Source organism: Pseudomonas putida (assembly GCF_003228315.1).
GTDB lineage: Bacteria > Pseudomonadota > Gammaproteobacteria > Pseudomonadales > Pseudomonadaceae > Aquipseudomonas > Aquipseudomonas putida_S.
Window position 1 is genome coordinate 6,313,942 of sequence record NZ_CP029693.1, and the last position, 15,628, is coordinate 6,329,569.

A 15,628-nucleotide genomic window follows, 5' to 3' on the forward strand; every position below is an offset into this window, starting at 1 on the left:
GCGGGTCGAAAGTCTGGGCCTTTTCGCTTCTAGACCGCGCCCTCAATCGTTTTTTCACACCCGCGAAATTAAAAATTCAGGAGTTGCGCGATGGGAGGCACCGCCACGGTCGCGGGCCGTGGTCGCAAACCCAAGCCGACGGCCAAGAAACAGCTCGCCGGCAACCCAGGTAAGCGAGCGCTGAATACTGCTGAACCTGAGTTCTCCAAGATCACCGACGTTGACCCGCCGGAGTGGTTGAGCGAGCGGGCTGCCATGATGTGGAAAATGATTCTTCCCGAGTTGCTGCGCGAGAACGTCGTGGCCCTCACGGACCTGCACAACGTCGAGGCCTTCTGCACCGCCTATGACAACTGGCGGATGGCTCAAGAGTCGATAAGAGACAACGGCATTGTTGTGGCCGGCGCGACCGGTGGGCCGGTGAAGAACCCCGCGCTCACCGCGGCCAACGAAACGATGCGCCAGATGGTGACCTTCGGCTCGCTGCTGGGCCTGGACCCGTCGAGTCGAACTCGGCTGATAGGCGGAAACAAGGAGAAGGCCACCAACGAATTTGCCCAACTACTGAGCTCATAAATGACCAAAGCCCTGCACCCCAACGTCGACAAGGCGATGGCGTGGGGCCGGTCTTTGCTCCGTGGAAAGGTCCCGGCCTGTCGATACATTCACCAGGCGGTGCAGCGTCACTTCGATGACTTAGCCGCCAGCCGCAAGCGCGGCTACCGCTTCAAATTTGATCCGGCAAAAGCCGAGAAGAAACTGAAGCTCATCCAGCTGCTGCCGCACACCAAGGGTGAGTGGGCATTCAAACGACAGCTGATCAGCCTGGAGCCGTGGCAGTTGTTCGGCCTGGCCGTCACCTTCGGCTGGGTCAAGAAGAAGGGCGGTCACCGCCGATTCCGCGAAAGTTACTGGGAGGTGCCGCGCAAGAACGGCAAGTCCGTGGTGGCCGGCGGCGTTGGCATCAGCATGTTCGTAGCCGACGGTGAGTTCGGCGCCGAGGTCTACTCTGGCGCGACCACGGAGAAGCAGGCGTGGGAGGTATTCCGGCCGGCCAAGTTGATGGTTAGCAAGTCGCCAATGCTGGTGCAGGCTGCGGGCATCGAGGTGAATGCCTCGAACATGAACATCCCGTCCGACTTCAGTCGCTTCGAGCCGCTGATTGGCAACCCGGGCGACGGCGCTTCACCTAGCTGCGCGATCGTCGACGAATATCACGAGCACCCGACATCAGCCCAGTACGACACCATGCTCACCGGCATGGGCGCCCGGCGGCAGCCGCTGATGTTCATCATCACCACCGCCGGCGCCGATATCGAGGGGCCGTGCTACGACAAGCGTCGGCAAGTTATCGAGATGCTCGAAGGCACTGTGCCAGACGACGAGCTGTTCGGTTGGATCTGGACCCTCGATGAGGGTGACGATTGGACCGACCCGAAGATGCTGGCCAAGGCCAATCCGAACCACGGCGTGTCGGTGTTTCAGGAGTATCTGGAAAGCCAGCAAGCCCGGGCGATCCGCTCCGCGCGGTTCACCAACACGTTTAAGACCAAGCACCTGAACCTCTGGGTCAGCGCAAAAGCCGGCTTCTTCAACATGGAAGACTGGAAGTCCTGCGAAGACACCACGCTGACGCTCGAGCAGTTCGAGGGCCAGGAATGGAATGCCGGTTTCGACCTGGCGCGAAAGCTGGATATGAACTCACGGGCGCGCCTGTTCTGGCGCGTTATTGACGGCAAAACGCATTACTACAGTGTGGCACCGAAGTTCTGGGTGCCGTACGACACCGTCTACAACAGCGACAATAAGCGCATGTCGGAGCGATTCCAGGCATGGATCAACTCCGGGCATCTTGAGGTTACCGACGGCGCTGAGATCGACTACCGCGAGATCCTCGAGGACACGAAAGAAGCCAATCATCATGCACCGCTGCGGGAGTCTCCGATTGACCCCCATGGTGCGACGGGCCTGAGTCACGACCTCGACGACGAGGGTTTCAATCCAATCACCATCACGCAGAACTACACCAACATGTCGGACCCCATGAAGGAATTGGAGGCGGCCATCACCGCGGGCCGGTTTCATCATGACGGTAACCCGATCATGACCTGGTGTATCGGTAACGTGATTGGCAAACATCTGCCGGGTAACGATGACGTTGTCCGCCCGATCAAGCAGGGCGACGACAACAAGATAGATGGCGCGGTGGCGCTGATCATGACGATAGGCCGGATACTCGCGAATGCGGATGTCCAGGGCTCTGTCGACGACTTCCTCTCCAGACCGATGAGCATGTAATGGCAGACACCGACTACAGCATTGACCTGCGCACCCGCAGCCCATTCTGGGCGCGCATGGCGAGCTTTTTCGTCGGCGGCCGGCTCGTCACACCGGAGAAGGGGTCGCAGACCGGGCCTGTGTCGGCATCCGGCGTGGTGGGTGACTCAGTCGTCAATGACGAGCGCTCGTTGCAGATATCCACGGTTTTCGCCTGCGTACGCTTGATCTCGAGTGTTACGGCCTGCATGCCCTTGGACGTATTTGAGACCAAGGGGGATGACCGCAAGAAGGTTGGCTTGGACAATCCGTTAGCGCGCCTTCTGCGATATAGCCCCAACCAATTCATGACGGCGTTCGACTTCCGCGTTTCGATGACCATGCAGCTTTGCTACTACGGAAACGCTTACGCCTTGATCGAGCGCAACAGCGTCGGCGACGTGGTCAGCCTTGTTCCCCTTATGTCGGTCAACATGGATGTCCGGCTTGAGGGGAAGCGAGTTGTCTACCGGTACCGTCGGGACAATGCATACGCCGACTTCAAGCAGAGTGAAATCTTCCACCTCAAGGGGTTCGGTTTCAACGGGCTCGTAGGGTTATCGCCGATCGCCTTCGCTGCGAAGACGGCAGGCGTCGCTGTGGCGATGGAGGATCAGCAGCGCGACTTCTATGCCAATGGCGCGAAGTCCCCGCAGTTGTTGATGACCGGTGAAGGGAAAGTGCTCAACAAGGACCAGCGGGCACAGGTTGAAGAGAATTTCAAAGAGATCTCTGGTGGCCCAGTTAAAAAACGACTTTGGATTCTTGAGGGTGGATTCACCACCCAAGCCATTGGCGTGAGCCCGCAAGATGCCGAAACGATGGCTGCGCGGAAATTTCAAGTCAGCGAGCTTGCGAGGTTCTTTGGTGTGCCGCCGCACTTGGTGGGAGATGTTGAGAAATCCACCAGTTGGGGTTCCGGTATTGAGCAGCAAAACCTTGGATTTCTTCAGTACAGCCTGGATGCGTATCTCGAGATTTGGGAAGGCTGCATCCTGCGCTGGCTGGTCAAACCTGCCGATCTGGGCCGTATCCACGCCGAGCATAATCGCGACGGGCTCTTGAGCGGGGATTCTACGGCGCGAGCAAATTACATGAAAACCCTGGTCGATACTGGCCTGCTCACAATCAATGAAGGGCGCCGCGTGAACAACAGGCCACCGGTTGATGGTGGCGATGTAGCCACTCGGCAATCACAGAACGTTCCGCTCACACATCTCGGCCAAACGAACCCCGCTCCCAGCGGGGTTTAGTTTTTCTGGAGCTACCCAATGTCCAATATTCAAAAGACCTTGGCCTTTGACCAGGTCGAGATCAAGTTCGATTCGTCTGGAAAAACGGGGACGTTCGAGGGCTACGCGAGCGTCTTCGGCGTGGTCGACAGTGATGGCGACATCATCATGCCTGGCGCATTCAAAAAAGCGCTCTCCAGCCAGAGCCGTCAGGTTGGAATGTTTTTCAACCATCGCACCTGGGAGTTGCCGGTAGGTAAGTGGCTGTCGCTCGAAGAGGACAGCAAAGGTTTGCTCACACGCGGTGAGTTGACCCCAGGGCTATCGGTGTCCACCGATCTGCGGGCCGCGATGGAGCACAAGACAGTTGAAGGCATGTCCGTCGGATTCACCGTCCTTAAAGACGACTTTGACCTGATCGGCACCGGCCGAGCGTTCAAAAATGTGCAGGCCCTTCGTGAGATCAGCATCTGCACCTTCCCTGCCAACGAGCAGGCGACCGTCGAGTCCATGAAGAGCCTGGAGTCGATCACCACCATTCGTGACGTAGAACACTGGCTGAGGGATTCGGCTGGCCTTTCAAAGTCGCAAGCCCTGGGCTTCATCGCCAGGATCAAGTCCGCAGTTCGGAGCGATTCCGAAGGTGGCGAAATCACCGCGATTCTCAATCGCCTCAAAACCTTTCCAACTGTAGGAAACTGAACCATGTCTGAATTGGCCCAGATCCAAAAGGCAATCGAAGACGCGCAAACGAACATGACCCAACTGTTCGATGCGCAGAAAAAAGAAATCACCGAGACCGGTGCTATCAGCAAAAAGCTGCAAACCGATCTCCAGACCGTTCAGGAAGAGCTGAAGACTGCTGGTACTCGCCTGTTTGACCTTGAGTCGAAACTGGCTGGGGGCGGTCTGGATAATCCACAAGCCAAGAAATCGTTCGCCGAACGCGCCGCCGAAGATCTGAAGAAGAACTGGAACGGCTCCACTTCCGGCAAGGTCGACGTCAAGAGCTTCAGCAAGGCGCTGGGTTCTGGCGGTGCCTCGGCAGGCGCGCTGGTTCAACCACAGCAGAACCCGGGCATTCTGATGCCAGGCCTGCGCCGTCTGACCATCCGCGACTTGCTTGCCCAGGGTCGTACCTCTTCGAACGCCATCGAGTACGTGCGCGAGAACGTGTTCACTAACAGTGCAGCACCGGTCGCAGAGGGCGCACTCAAGCCCGAGTCGCAACTGACCTTCACCAAGGAAACTGCGAACGTCAAAACCATTGCCCATTGGATTCAGGCATCGCGCCAGATCATGGACGATGCGCCGATGCTCGAGTCCTACGTGAACGGGCGTTTGCTGTTTGGCCTGGATCTGGTTGAAGAAGGCCAACTGCTCAACGGTGACGGCACCGGTGACAACCTGATCGGCTTGAACAAGGTGGCAACTGCTTACGACACTGCTCTCAACGCAACCGGTGACACTCGCGCCGATCAGATCGCGCACGCCATCTTCCAGACCAGCGAATCCGAGTTCGAGGCCTCCGGCTTGATCCTCAATCCGCGCGACTGGCATGCCATTGCGCTACTGAAAGATGCCGAAGGTCGTTACATCTTCGGTGGCCCAGCGGCTTTCGCTGCCAAGGTGATGTGGGGCCTGCCAGTGGTTGCGACCAAGGCACAAGCCCAGGGCACCTTCACCGTTGGTGGTTTCGACCTGGCCTCGCAGATCTGGGATCGGATGGATGCGACGATCGAGATCAGCAACCAGGATCGCGACAACTTCGTGAAGAACATGCTGACCATCCTCTGCGAGGAGCGTCTTGCGATCACGCATTACCGTCCGACCGCCATCATCAAAGGCGCGTTCACCGTACCAACCCCATAACCACAGGGCCGGGGCAGGAAACTGCCCCGGATGCTTGCCATGATTAAAATTCGCGCGTTGCGGCAGTTCTCGCACTACCACGCAGGCAGCTTCGATCAATTCGAGATCCGTGAGGTCAAGGAAGAATATGCCGAGGCGTTGATCGGTATGGAGTTGGCAGAAGAGGTTGAAGCCGATCCAATCCTTGAGCCAGAGCCAGAGCCAGAGCCAGAGCCAGAGCCAGAGCCAGAGCCAGAGCCAGAGCCAGAGCAAAGCCCAAAGAAAGGCGCTAAAAAATGACCGTGGCCATTGCTGATCTGCTCCCCACCGAGCTGATTCGCAAGCACCTGCGTCTGGACTATGAAGACGAAGACGACCTCATAGTCCTGTATGGCGAATCGGCGCTCGCTTGGGCGCTTTGGTTTTGTGACAACCCGAAACTCATTGAGGTCGAGGATTTTCCGGCGAGCTTTAAAGCCGCGCTGCTGCTGTTGATTGGACACTCGTACGCGAACAGGGAAGCGGTCGTGGTTGGCACTATTACTGCGGAGGTGCCGATGGCCGTTGAATCTTTGCTGTGGTCCTCCCGCAATTGGTCGGGGCCGCCTGACCCAGTGGTGACGCCGTGAGAGCCGGACTTTTACGCCATCGGATCACGATCCAGGAGCCCGGTCTGATTCAAGACCCAGACACGGGCGAGATGATTCCGGGCTGGGTCACCGTCTGGGAAAAGGTGGCTGCCTCGGTCGAGCCGTTGAGCGCTCGCGATCTGATCGCGGCGCAGGCGGTCCAGTCTGAGGCATCGGGCCGGGTGGTAATCCGGTACCGCGCCGGCGTGCTGCCTACGATGCGCATACTGCACCGCGGAGACGTTTACGAAATCCAAGGGCAGCCATTACCTGATCCTGTGTCGGGCCTGGAGTACCTCACGATTCTGGTGGCGAAGGGGGTGAATGATGGCTGAAAGCATTGAGTTCAGCCTGATAGGCATCGATTCGCTCCTCGGGAAACTGGAGTCCATCAACTATGACGTCAAGCGCAAGGGCGGCAGGTCGGCTCTTCGCCGCGCTGCTCAATTGGTCGCCGAGAAGGCCAGAGAAGGCGCGGTGCGCCTGGATGACAAGGAGACCGGTCGATCCATCGCGCAGAACATTGCAGTGCGCTGGAACGGTCGGCGCTTCAAGGCTACGGGCGACTTGGCATTTCGTGTCGGCGTCATGCATGGGGCGGTGCTGAAGGAAGGCGGCAACAAGTCCGAGAACTCACCAACGCCTCACTGGCGGCTTTTGGAGTTCGGGACGGAAAAGATGCGTGCCCAACCATTCATGCGCAACGCCCTTGCGGACAACATCAGCGCGGCCACCAACGAGTTCTTGAGTCAGTATGAAAAAGCCATTGACCGAGCGATTCGCCGTGCGCAGAAAGCGCGAGGTTCGACTTGATGAAGCCTGCACCAATTTTCTCCGTCTGCGCTGCCGATCCAGGTGTCACTGCTGTCTTGGGGGCGGTGCCAACCAGGCTCTATCCATTCGGCGAAGCGCCGGAGGGAGTCGCGAAGCCCTATGCGGTCTGGCAGCTACTCACGGGGGCGCCAGAAAACTACCTGTCCGGTAGGCCTGACATCGATGGCTACACCCTTCAGGTCGATGTGTATGCCGCTTCCGCAGGCGATGCAAGGGCCGTGACGCAGGCGATCAGTCACGCTATTGAATTGAAAGCGAATGTCACCCGCTGGGGCGGGGAGACGAAAGACAATGCAACAAAGTTGTGCCGGTCGAGCTTCGACATCGACTGGCTTGTACCCAGATAGCAGAACCCCAACCTCTGCCCGCCATGTGCGGGTTTTTTTATGCCCGACACTTGGAGAACGCCATGTCGATTCTGTCCCAAGGGACCCAGGTCTACGCCCTGGTGCCTACCGCAGGTAACCCGTCGGTCTTCGAAGTGATGGAGATCGAGTGCGCAACTGCATTCAGCCCTGGCGGTAACCCAGCCGATCAAATCGAGACCACCTGCCTCAGCGAGTCGGTGCGCAGCTACATGCGCGGACTACGCACTCCTGGTCAAGCGACCCTGAGTCTGAACGCGGACCCGCGCAACACTTCGCACGTGCGTCTTCATCAGCTCTCGGAGGATGATTCAATCGAAAGCATTCGCTGGGTAGTCGGCTGGTCTGACGGCAAAGGCATAGCTCCCACGGTGGGCACCAGTGGAGCGCTGGCTGCCATCAGCCTTGGCGCAGCCGGCTCTGGCTACACTACTGCACCAACCGTAGCTATCACTGGCGGTGGTGGCACTGGCGCGACGGCTACCGCGGTCGTCTCTGGCGGCGAAGTGACAGGGTTCAACATTACCAACGCAGGCTCTGGTTATACCTCGGCTCCAACCATTGCGATGACCGGCGGTGGTGGTACTGGAGCATCTGCCACTGCCGTGCTCGGTGAGGGTGATGACTTCGTGCTGCCGCCTACCCGTACCTGGTTCCTCTTCGATGGATATGTCTCGGACTTTCCGTTCGATTTCGCTGCCAACGCGGTCGTGACAACCGCGGCCACCATCCAGCGCTCGGGCGGCTCCGCCTGGATTCGCAAAACCGCATAAGGGTAGGTCATGAAACTCAGCATCCAAAATCTCAAGGAGGTGGGTGCCTTCACCGGCGCCCCGGTCGAGAAGACCATTACCTGGAAGCAGGGCGAACAGGAGTTTACAGCGACCATCTATGTCCGGTTGCTCGGGTACCAGTCGGCTGTCAGCGACCTCATTGCTGTTGCGGGTAAGCATGACGGTGTTGCCGGCCGTATCGCCTCCTGCATATGCGATGAGGCTGGTCAGCCGATCTTCAAGATTGGCGACATCACCGGCGAGGCTGATCCAGAGCGCGGCGCGCTCGATGGAAATCTGACCGTTGCACTGCTCTCCGCGATCGGTGAGGTCAACAATCCGGGAAAGACCCAGAGCTCACCGAATTTGAGGAAGTCGAGCACGAGCTCGCAATCACCCTCGGATGCACCATCGCCGAAGCCAGAGAGCGAGTGAGTCTGCCCGAGTTCAGGCGGTGGGTGGCATATCGAAACAAGCGCGGTTCCCTCAACTTCGGTATGCGCATCGAACGAGGTTTCGCTCTGTTGGCGACGCTGTACGCCAACAGGAATTCGGACAAGGTCAAGTACAAGATATTCGACTTCATGCCGCATGAGTCGGAGCCCGAACTGACCTTGGAAGAAGCGATCGCCAGCTGGGGCTGATTCCTCTCAACAATATGAACAAGCTGGGGTAGCAATGGCTTCAACTCTCGGAACGCTCACGCTCGACCTTATCGCAAGGATTGGCGGTTTCACTGGTCCTATGGACAAGGCTGAGGCATCCGCGCGCAAGTCGGGAAAGGCGATCGCAGAGTCTGCTGATGTTGCGGCCCTGGCTTGGGAGGCTCTTGGCGAAGTAGTTGCTGGCGCGATTGCAGGCCTTTCTGTTGGCGCGATCTTCACGGCCTTCATTGCGGAAACGCAAGCGGCGGAAAAGGAGCAGGCGCAGTTGGCGGCCGTGCTTCGGTCGACAGGGGAAGCGGCGGGGTTCAACCGCAACCAGTTGAACGACATGGCTGACGCCATGGAAAAAGCTACCACCTTTTCAGGCGGCGATATAAACCAGGCCCAGACTGCGCTGCTGGCCTTCACTGGAGTCGTCGGCAACCAATTTACCCGAGCCCTGCAGGCTGCTGCCGACATGGCCGCGCGCACAGGTATGACCGTGCAGCAGGCCGCAGAAACGATTGGCCGTGCGTTGGACGTGCCTTCTCAGGGGCTCACATCCCTAAGTAAACAAGGTTTCCGCTTTACCGAGGAACAGAAGAAGCTCGCAGAATCGTTCGAGTCTACAGGTGATGTTGCGAGCGCCCAGGGCATCATTCTTAAATCGCTTGAGGAGTCGTATGGTGGCGCCGCCGCCGCAGCCCGTGACACCTTCGGCGGTGCTATTGATGGTCTGCGGAACACAGTTTCTGGGTTGCTGACGGGGGAAGGTAGCCTTGATACCGCCAGGAGCGCGATCGAGGCGCTTAACGATGTCCTTTCTGCTCCTGAGGCCAAGACGGCCATCAACCTAACTGCCCAGGCTGCATCAGCCCTGGCTGTGATTCTGGCAACTCGGCTTGCTGCGAGCGTGATTGGCACTTCGCTGGCGTTTGCTGCTGGTCAGGTTGAGGCTGTCCGATACCAGCTCGCCCTTGCTCGAATGGCAGGTGTTGCACCCGGAGCTGCGGCTGGCATCGTCAGTGTTGGCGTTGCCGCGCGCGGCGCGTCTGCTGCCATGGCACTACTGGGCGGCCCGACGGGCGTGGTACTTCTGGCAGCTAGCGCGCTGGCCTACTTCACCCTGAGCGGAGACGACGCCGATGAGACTGCATCGACCCTGACGAACAAGGTCGACTTGCTCAATCAATCGTTCGATGGTTTCACCAAGAACCAGGCGGCTGCCGCGCTACAGGAGATCAACAAGGACCTGCTTGATGCGCAGCTGAGCGCTATAGATGCAGAAAGCGCGGTCAGACAGTACCAGCGCCTTCTACGCGAACATCCGTCCGATGCTCGACAACAGGAGTGGAATGAGTCCCTGATCGCTGCTCAGGGCGAGCTCGACACTGCACGGCAGAAGGTTGAGGCCTTCGGTGAGCAGATCAATGTTCTCAACGGGATACTGGCTGCCTCTTCGGTCGTCGAGCAGTCCAAGGCATACCGCGACCTGGCCAAATCCCTGGACGAGCAAATTTTGCTTTCTGGGAAAAAGACGAACGCCGACAAGTTGTCAGCTCGTATTGGTGCTGGTCTGATCACTGGCTTAAAGGAGGGGGAGGCCGATCTACTCATCGCGAAGGCCAAGACTCTAGATACCAGCGAGGCGGCGGCGGACGCCGACAAAAAGCGGGGGGAGGAAGCGAAGCGTGCGGCCACTGCGGCAGCCAATGCCGAATCGGCTACGCAAAAGCGCGGCGCGGATGCGATCACCGATTACCAGCGGCAGATCGCGCTCATAAATACCACCGCTGACGCCCGGCAGAAAGCCACCGAAGTCGCCAAGCTTCAGTTCGAGATTGAGTCAGGAAAACTGGTGGGCATCAATGCTCAGCAGCAAGAGCGCCTCAAGGGTTTGGCCGAAGAGCTGGATCGCCTGCAGAAGTTAAAGCAGGCCAACGAAGATACGGCCAAGGCACGAGCTTTCGGATCGACACTGGATGAGAGCAATCAGACGGCCCGAATGGGCTTCGAGATTGAGCTCGCTGGGTCAGGAAGCGGTGACAAGCTAAAAGAGCGCCTGAAGGCTGACTTGGCAATCCAGCAGGACTTCAACAAGCAGTTGGCTGATCTGCAAAAGCAGTTCAACGGGGGGGACATCAGCGAAGAGCTGTACAGCCAGGAAACTGAACTGCTGCGCGAGGCTCTTGCCGAGCGAATGATGCTCCAACAGGACTACTACAACCAGCAAGATGCGGCCCAGAACAATTGGCTTGATGGCGTGAGCTCGGCTTGGGAGAACTACCGAGACACCGCTGTTGATTATCAGCAACAGGCGGCTGACTTCACAACCAGCACGCTCGACACGCTCACCAGTTCTGTCGGCGATGGTATTGCTTCAATGGTTCTCGAGTCTGAAAGCCTCGGCGATGCCTTCGTCAACGTGGCGTCAACCATGGCGAAGAGCATCATTAACGCGCTTGCACAAATGGCGGCTCAATGGCTGGTGTATCAAGCGGTGCAACTCGTCGCTGGCAAAGCAACTCAAGCCAGCGCCGCGACCACGTTGATTGCAAACGCCCAGGCCACCTCGTTCCAAGCTCAGCTCGCAGCCTTTGCGAGTACAGCGGCGATCCCAATTGTTGGCCCAATTCTCGCTCCTGCTGCTGCGGCTACGGCTGCCGGCATCACCGCACCAATGGTTGCAGGAGTCGCTGCTTCTGCCCTCGCGGGTATGGCGCACGACGGCATCGATTCGGTGCCGGAAACGGGTACGTGGCTCCTCCAAAAAGGGGAGCGGGTCACCACCGCTGACACCAGCGCCAAGCTTGACCGGACGCTTGACCTGGTTAGCAAGGGAAGCAGCAATCGCTCTTCAGTCGTCAACTTGATCGAGGACGCCAGTCGCGCGGGCCAGGTCAACCGTCGTCAGCTCTCCGAGCAGGACGTCATCGACATCTACGTCGCGAATATTCGCGGGGAGGGTGATATCCATGAAGTCAACCAGGCGAAGTACGGGTTGAAGTCTCAAGGCGCGTGAGTGCGCGACACATTGAAATCTGGAGTGGCAGATGAGCAACCCAATAAATGTCTGCTACGCCTCTGGCGGGCCGTTACCGATCAACACCATCGAGGCTACCTGTTCTATCTGGTCGACCCCGATCCTGTTCTGCGACGGCTACGAGGATCGCGTCTGCGGTACCGAGGATTCGCGGGTGCTCGTCTTTAAAGCCCTGGCCCTGGAGCAGGCGCTGCCCAATCAGGATAACAGCGCCTTCCAGAACATCATTCTCGCCCTGGACAACACCAGCGGAGAGGTGCAACTGAAGGTCGAGCAGGCCAAGGCCGCGAACGCTCGCATCACTCTGATCTCTCGGCGCTACCTGGAGGGGGATTTTAGCTATCCAGCGGAGCGCTACCGAATGTCCCTGCTGAGTCGTCAGTACGAGGGCGTCACCGCCACGCTGACGTGCGGCCTGTTCGACCTGCTTGGCACGGCCTTTCCGCGCGACAAGCTGAACCCGAATGTCGCACCAGGACTGCTCTACGTATGAGCCAGCTCAGTAAATACCTGTCAGCACCCTACAGAGATGGTGCGCGCGGCCCGCTGGCCTTCGACTGTTACGGCCTGGTCATTGCCGTGCGACATGAAGTGTTCGGCCTACCGCTGCTGCCTTCGCTGGGTGGCGTCGGCCGGGCCAGGTTGCGTGCGAACACCGTCGCTTATCACGACCTCAAGACCGGCATGAATGAGTGCGCGCCAGAGCCTGGAGCCATTGCCGCCGCCTTCAAGGGCGACTATCTGGAGCATGTCGGTGTAATCGTCCATCTGGATGGACAGCTAAAGGTTCTCGACACCAACCCAGGCGGCCCCCGCATTCGCCCTGTGCGCGACTTCGAGTCGTGCTATCAACGAGTGGTTTACTACCGATGATCGAATTCTTCCCCAACAAGCTGTTCGACACCGCGCCGCTGGCCACCTTCACTACCCGCGAGCGGATGACGATCGAGGCGTGGGTCAAGCAGCAGACGGAATTCTATCAGCGCGCCCCGGTGCAGCCGATCAGCGTGGCCGTAAATGACGAGTTGATCTGTCCGACGCTATGGCACAAGGTCAAATTCAAGCCATCTGACCGCGTGCAGATCTGGCGCGAGCCGAAGGGCACCGACCCCTTTACCATCACCGCGTTGCTATTCAAGGGCGTGAAGGCCATAGGCAAATTGCTTATGCCAAAAATGCCAGGCATGCCATCCACTGGCGCAACCGCCCAGGGCGACCCAATCGACGAGGCCAGCGCAAAGGGCAACAAGGTCAAGGCGGGTGACCCCGTGCGCAATCTGGCCGGACGGCAGAAGCTCTATCCGTCTTACTTGGCTGAGCCACGCACCTGGTTTGCCGGGCCTCGCGAGCAATGGACCGAGATGCTGGTTTATGTGTCCGCCGGAAGCGTTCAGGCTAACCTGAGCGACATCAAGATTGGCGAGACGCCGATCATCTCGCTGGGTTCTGAAGCCATCTGCAACGTTTATCCGCCCGGATCGAGTGTTGCCGGCAACAGCGCCTCGATGCTCTGGTACAACGTCAAGGAAGTCGGGGCCAGTTCCAGCGGCTCGGCAGGCCTTGAAATGACCGTGTCCGCCGCCCTGACGCAGACAGCGACCGCCTCGGCTTACCAGTTCAACGGCACAAGCATATCTATCCCGTCCGGCGCCGGTGCATTCCCAGCAGACTGGGAAAGCGGACTTATCATTCGTGTTCTGACGCCCTACGAATACACCGTCGTCGATGGCGGGGCAGGGCGCGATATTGTGCGCGGGCCGCTGGCCATTCTGAATCCGTTCCCAGGCATGCTGATCGAGGTCCAGGGCGCCAACGCCGGGTATTACGTCGTCAACACGTACACCCCGTATGCGCCGGCGGTGCCGCCAACCTCCGGAACGCCGTCGACCGTGCTGGGCTCCAGTGTCCCGGCACGCTACGACTACAACGTCACGCCGCTGACCTTCACCGTGTCGCTCGGCTCGACGCCTTACTCGGTCGCGCTGAACACTGCCACAACCAACCTCGCCGGCCTGGTCTCGGCGATCAATACCGCTAAAGGCAGCGCTCCGTTCATTGCCAGTGCCTCGTCGGGCAAGGTTCTGCTCACGCAGACCGGAGCGAACAACGGGTTGGCGCTGGTTTCGTCCGGAGGATCTGCCGTGCTCGGCTCCAGTCCAGTCAATACGACCGGTACTGCGGCGTCGTCCGGCACGCCTGAGCAGCCGGCTGAAATGACCCTGGACTACACCGGCGGCCAGCCGGTGGTCGGCCTGGCGCTGGGTTCCGGCTTGGCCACCATCGGGCCGATTGGTCTGCGCTACCGGATCACCGCCTTCAGCTCGTCGCTGATGACTGTCGAGCGTCTGACTTCGGCCGGCGCTGCCGATACCGGGTGGCCCGGTTTTGCGCTGATGGAGACCGTCAATGGTCTGATCACCCTCGATTCTTCGAACCTGGAGGGTGGCTATCGCGGTCCATTCGGCTGCGCGCCCAAAGGCGAGCTCGTCACCGAGTTGGAATGGACGGTATTTCACCCGAACGGTCTATGCGGCATCGGGAGGGAAGGGCAGATTTACCCGGTGCGCTCGTTCCATGCGTTCGAATATCGGGACATGGATGCGGCCGGGGACTGGACTGTGATCAACATTGAGCACTTAGGCGGAACCCGAGACGCTCAGGGATTCACCTATCGCGCGACCTTGCCTTATCCGATGCGGCCAGAGGCGCGAATCAAGAAGCGATTCGTGAGCCAGCCGGGCCGTATTGATGCCGAAAAGCAGGACGACATCAGCTGGTACAACCTGCGCAGCCTGCGCCAGACTCGCCCGGTCACTTACCCGGGCATGACGGTGATGGCGCTGCAAATCCGTGGCGGCGATCGCCTTTCTGCCCAGTCTGAAAGCCAAGTCAACCTGATCGCCACCCGAGTTTTGCCGGTGTACACCGGTGGCGCTTGGACCGCTCCGCAGCCAACCCGCGGAATCGTGCCCTGGTGCCTGAACGTGCTGAAGTCGCTCGGCTACACCGACGCCGATATCGACCTGCCAGAGTGGGATCGCCTGCACTCGGTGTTCGAGGCTGCCGGTCAGTATTACGACGAGGTGATCGACGACACCAGCACGGCAAAAGACCGGATCAACGATGCATTGGCATGCGGCTATGCCGAGCTGACCATCAAGAACGGCTTGGTCAGCCTGGTTCGTGATGAGCCGCGCGCGGCGTTTGATATCACCTACGGGCCGAAGACGCAGACATATTCGCCGCAGAACATGACCAAGCCCCTCAAGATCGAAGGCTCGATGCCGTCGGTCAACGATTTCGATGGGGTGGACGTTGAGTATTACTCGAATCTGACGTGGGCATGGGAAACCGTGCCGTGCCGTTGGCCGGGCGATGCCGGGCTGAAGGTGGAAAAGATCAAGTTGCCGGGCGTCGGCGATCGCGATCGCGCCTACCGGATCGGCATGCGCCGTCGCGGTCACCAGTTGTTCCGCCAGGACACCTACGCATGGGAAACGGAACTCGCGGGCATGAACTCGGGTTACCTGAGCTTCTGCGCGGTGGCCAGCGACACCCCGGGCCTGTGTCAAAGCGCACAACTGCGCAGCGCCACGGCATTCGGCGGCGGGTTCTTGATCGAGTCGACAGAGCCAATCGACTGGTCGGCGCCAGAGCCCTACCGAGTCGGTATCAGTCGCCCCGATGGAACGCTTTCAGGTCCGTTTCCGGTCACCGCGATCGACGAATACCACCTGCAGATTGCCGATCTGGATTTCGAGCCAGACACCAGCATGACTTTGGAACTTCCGCAGTTGCTTGTCGGCCCAGCTAGCAAGTGGGCATATCCGGTCTTAGTAAACAGCTCACTTCCATCCAACGGCAACGTGGCGTTGAAGGGCATGCCTTACGACGCCCGCGTTTACACCTACGACAGCGCCATTGCGCCCGCATAAGGACCG

17 protein-coding genes are annotated in these 15,628 nt (G+C 59.3%); all 17 read left to right on the top strand.

Going from position 1 to position 15,628, the window contains the following annotated elements:
- Positions 1 to 90: 90 nt before the first annotated feature.
- The 17 genes from DKY63_RS29625 to DKY63_RS29705 all read left to right on the top strand — a co-directional run bounded on the left by DKY63_RS29625 (position 91) and on the right by DKY63_RS29705 (position 15,622).
- The gene (locus DKY63_RS29625) at positions 91 to 576 is read left to right on the top strand and encodes a phage terminase small subunit P27 family (RefSeq protein ID WP_110967376.1); all 486 of its coding nucleotides are present in this window, start codon (positions 91 to 93) and stop codon (positions 574 to 576) included.
- Positions 577 to 2,298, top strand: a complete 1,722-nt coding sequence (locus DKY63_RS29630) for a terminase large subunit (protein WP_110967377.1) — start codon at positions 577 to 579, stop codon at positions 2,296 to 2,298.
- A complete protein-coding gene (locus tag DKY63_RS29635) occupies positions 2,298 to 3,569 on the top strand; it encodes a phage portal protein (protein WP_110967378.1) in 1,272 nt (423 codons plus the stop codon). The genes DKY63_RS29630 and DKY63_RS29635 overlap by 1 nt, the downstream gene beginning before the upstream one ends.
- Positions 3,570 to 3,587: 18 nt before the next feature.
- Positions 3,588 to 4,250, top strand: coding sequence for an HK97 family phage prohead protease (locus tag DKY63_RS29640; RefSeq protein ID WP_110967379.1), 663 nt, complete (start codon positions 3,588 to 3,590; stop codon positions 4,248 to 4,250).
- Positions 4,251 to 4,253: 3 nt separating this feature from the next.
- Positions 4,254 to 5,420 (top strand): phage major capsid protein, encoded by a 1,167-nt coding sequence (locus DKY63_RS29645; RefSeq protein WP_110967380.1) that lies wholly within the window; start codon positions 4,254 to 4,256, stop codon positions 5,418 to 5,420.
- A 30-nt stretch (positions 5,421 to 5,450) separates the two neighbouring features.
- A complete protein-coding gene (locus tag DKY63_RS32455) occupies positions 5,451 to 5,699 on the top strand; it encodes a hypothetical protein (protein ID WP_204354272.1) in 249 nt (82 codons plus the stop codon).
- Positions 5,696 to 6,028, top strand: coding sequence for a head-tail connector protein (locus DKY63_RS29655; protein WP_110967381.1), 333 nt, complete (start codon positions 5,696 to 5,698; stop codon positions 6,026 to 6,028). Before DKY63_RS32455 ends, DKY63_RS29655 begins: the two co-directional genes overlap by 4 nt.
- Positions 6,025 to 6,363: a phage head closure protein gene (locus DKY63_RS29660; RefSeq protein ID WP_110967382.1), complete on the top strand. Its 339-nt coding sequence runs from the start codon at positions 6,025 to 6,027 to the stop codon at positions 6,361 to 6,363. The genes DKY63_RS29655 and DKY63_RS29660 overlap by 4 nt, the downstream gene beginning before the upstream one ends.
- Positions 6,356 to 6,841: an HK97-gp10 family putative phage morphogenesis protein gene (locus tag DKY63_RS29665; RefSeq protein WP_110968012.1), complete on the top strand. Its 486-nt coding sequence runs from the start codon at positions 6,356 to 6,358 to the stop codon at positions 6,839 to 6,841. The genes DKY63_RS29660 and DKY63_RS29665 overlap by 8 nt, the downstream gene beginning before the upstream one ends.
- On the top strand, positions 6,841 to 7,209 hold the full coding sequence (locus DKY63_RS29670; protein WP_110967383.1) for a DUF3168 domain-containing protein: 369 nt from the start codon (positions 6,841 to 6,843) through the stop codon (positions 7,207 to 7,209). The genes DKY63_RS29665 and DKY63_RS29670 overlap by 1 nt, the downstream gene beginning before the upstream one ends.
- A 62-nt stretch (positions 7,210 to 7,271) precedes the next feature.
- Complete coding sequence (locus DKY63_RS33200; protein WP_110967384.1) at positions 7,272 to 8,000, top strand: phage tail tube protein; 729 nt, start codon at positions 7,272 to 7,274, stop codon at positions 7,998 to 8,000.
- A gap of 9 nt (positions 8,001 to 8,009) precedes the next feature.
- Positions 8,010 to 8,435: a phage tail assembly chaperone family protein, TAC gene (locus DKY63_RS29680; RefSeq protein WP_110967385.1), complete on the top strand. Its 426-nt coding sequence runs from the start codon at positions 8,010 to 8,012 to the stop codon at positions 8,433 to 8,435.
- Positions 8,432 to 8,644, top strand: coding sequence for a phage tail assembly protein T (locus DKY63_RS29685; RefSeq protein WP_110967386.1), 213 nt, complete (start codon positions 8,432 to 8,434; stop codon positions 8,642 to 8,644). The genes DKY63_RS29680 and DKY63_RS29685 overlap by 4 nt, the downstream gene beginning before the upstream one ends.
- 34 nt (positions 8,645 to 8,678) lie before the next feature.
- Positions 8,679 to 11,666: a phage tail tape measure protein gene (locus DKY63_RS29690; RefSeq protein WP_110967387.1), complete on the top strand. Its 2,988-nt coding sequence runs from the start codon at positions 8,679 to 8,681 to the stop codon at positions 11,664 to 11,666.
- A 31-nt stretch (positions 11,667 to 11,697) separates the two neighbouring features.
- Positions 11,698 to 12,180: a DUF1833 family protein gene (locus tag DKY63_RS29695; RefSeq protein WP_110967388.1), complete on the top strand. Its 483-nt coding sequence runs from the start codon at positions 11,698 to 11,700 to the stop codon at positions 12,178 to 12,180.
- Positions 12,177 to 12,560 (top strand): hypothetical protein, encoded by a 384-nt coding sequence (locus DKY63_RS29700; RefSeq protein ID WP_110967389.1) that lies wholly within the window; start codon positions 12,177 to 12,179, stop codon positions 12,558 to 12,560. The genes DKY63_RS29695 and DKY63_RS29700 overlap by 4 nt, the downstream gene beginning before the upstream one ends.
- Complete coding sequence (locus DKY63_RS29705; RefSeq protein WP_110967390.1) at positions 12,557 to 15,622, top strand: host specificity factor TipJ family phage tail protein; 3,066 nt, start codon at positions 12,557 to 12,559, stop codon at positions 15,620 to 15,622. Before DKY63_RS29700 ends, DKY63_RS29705 begins: the two co-directional genes overlap by 4 nt.
- Positions 15,623 to 15,628: the final 6 nt, after the last annotated feature.

Excerpts from the sequence above, each read along its gene's own strand:
- DKY63_RS29705 (WP_110967390.1), top strand. The coding sequence starts at position 12,557 with ATGATCGAATTCTTCCCCAACAAGCTGTTCGACACCGCGCCGCTGGCC.
- DKY63_RS29645 (WP_110967380.1), top strand. The coding sequence starts at position 4,254 with ATGTCTGAATTGGCCCAGATCCAAAAGGCAATCGAAGACGCGCAAACG.
- DKY63_RS29670 (WP_110967383.1), top strand. The coding sequence starts at position 6,841 with ATGAAGCCTGCACCAATTTTCTCCGTCTGCGCTGCCGATCCAGGTGTC.
- DKY63_RS29665 (WP_110968012.1), top strand. The coding sequence starts at position 6,356 with ATGGCTGAAAGCATTGAGTTCAGCCTGATAGGCATCGATTCGCTCCTC.
- DKY63_RS29625 (WP_110967376.1), top strand. The coding sequence starts at position 91 with ATGGGAGGCACCGCCACGGTCGCGGGCCGTGGTCGCAAACCCAAGCCG.
- DKY63_RS29690 (WP_110967387.1), top strand. The coding sequence starts at position 8,679 with ATGGCTTCAACTCTCGGAACGCTCACGCTCGACCTTATCGCAAGGATT.
- DKY63_RS29695 (WP_110967388.1), top strand. The coding sequence starts at position 11,698 with ATGAGCAACCCAATAAATGTCTGCTACGCCTCTGGCGGGCCGTTACCG.
- DKY63_RS33200 (WP_110967384.1), top strand. The coding sequence starts at position 7,272 with ATGTCGATTCTGTCCCAAGGGACCCAGGTCTACGCCCTGGTGCCTACC.
- DKY63_RS29630 (WP_110967377.1), top strand. The coding sequence starts at position 577 with ATGACCAAAGCCCTGCACCCCAACGTCGACAAGGCGATGGCGTGGGGC.
- DKY63_RS29640 (WP_110967379.1), top strand. The coding sequence starts at position 3,588 with ATGTCCAATATTCAAAAGACCTTGGCCTTTGACCAGGTCGAGATCAAG.
- DKY63_RS29635 (WP_110967378.1), top strand. The coding sequence starts at position 2,298 with ATGGCAGACACCGACTACAGCATTGACCTGCGCACCCGCAGCCCATTC.
- DKY63_RS29680 (WP_110967385.1), top strand. The coding sequence starts at position 8,010 with ATGAAACTCAGCATCCAAAATCTCAAGGAGGTGGGTGCCTTCACCGGC.
- DKY63_RS32455 (WP_204354272.1), top strand. The coding sequence starts at position 5,451 with ATGCTTGCCATGATTAAAATTCGCGCGTTGCGGCAGTTCTCGCACTAC.
- DKY63_RS29700 (WP_110967389.1), top strand. The coding sequence starts at position 12,177 with ATGAGCCAGCTCAGTAAATACCTGTCAGCACCCTACAGAGATGGTGCG.
- DKY63_RS29655 (WP_110967381.1), top strand. The coding sequence starts at position 5,696 with ATGACCGTGGCCATTGCTGATCTGCTCCCCACCGAGCTGATTCGCAAG.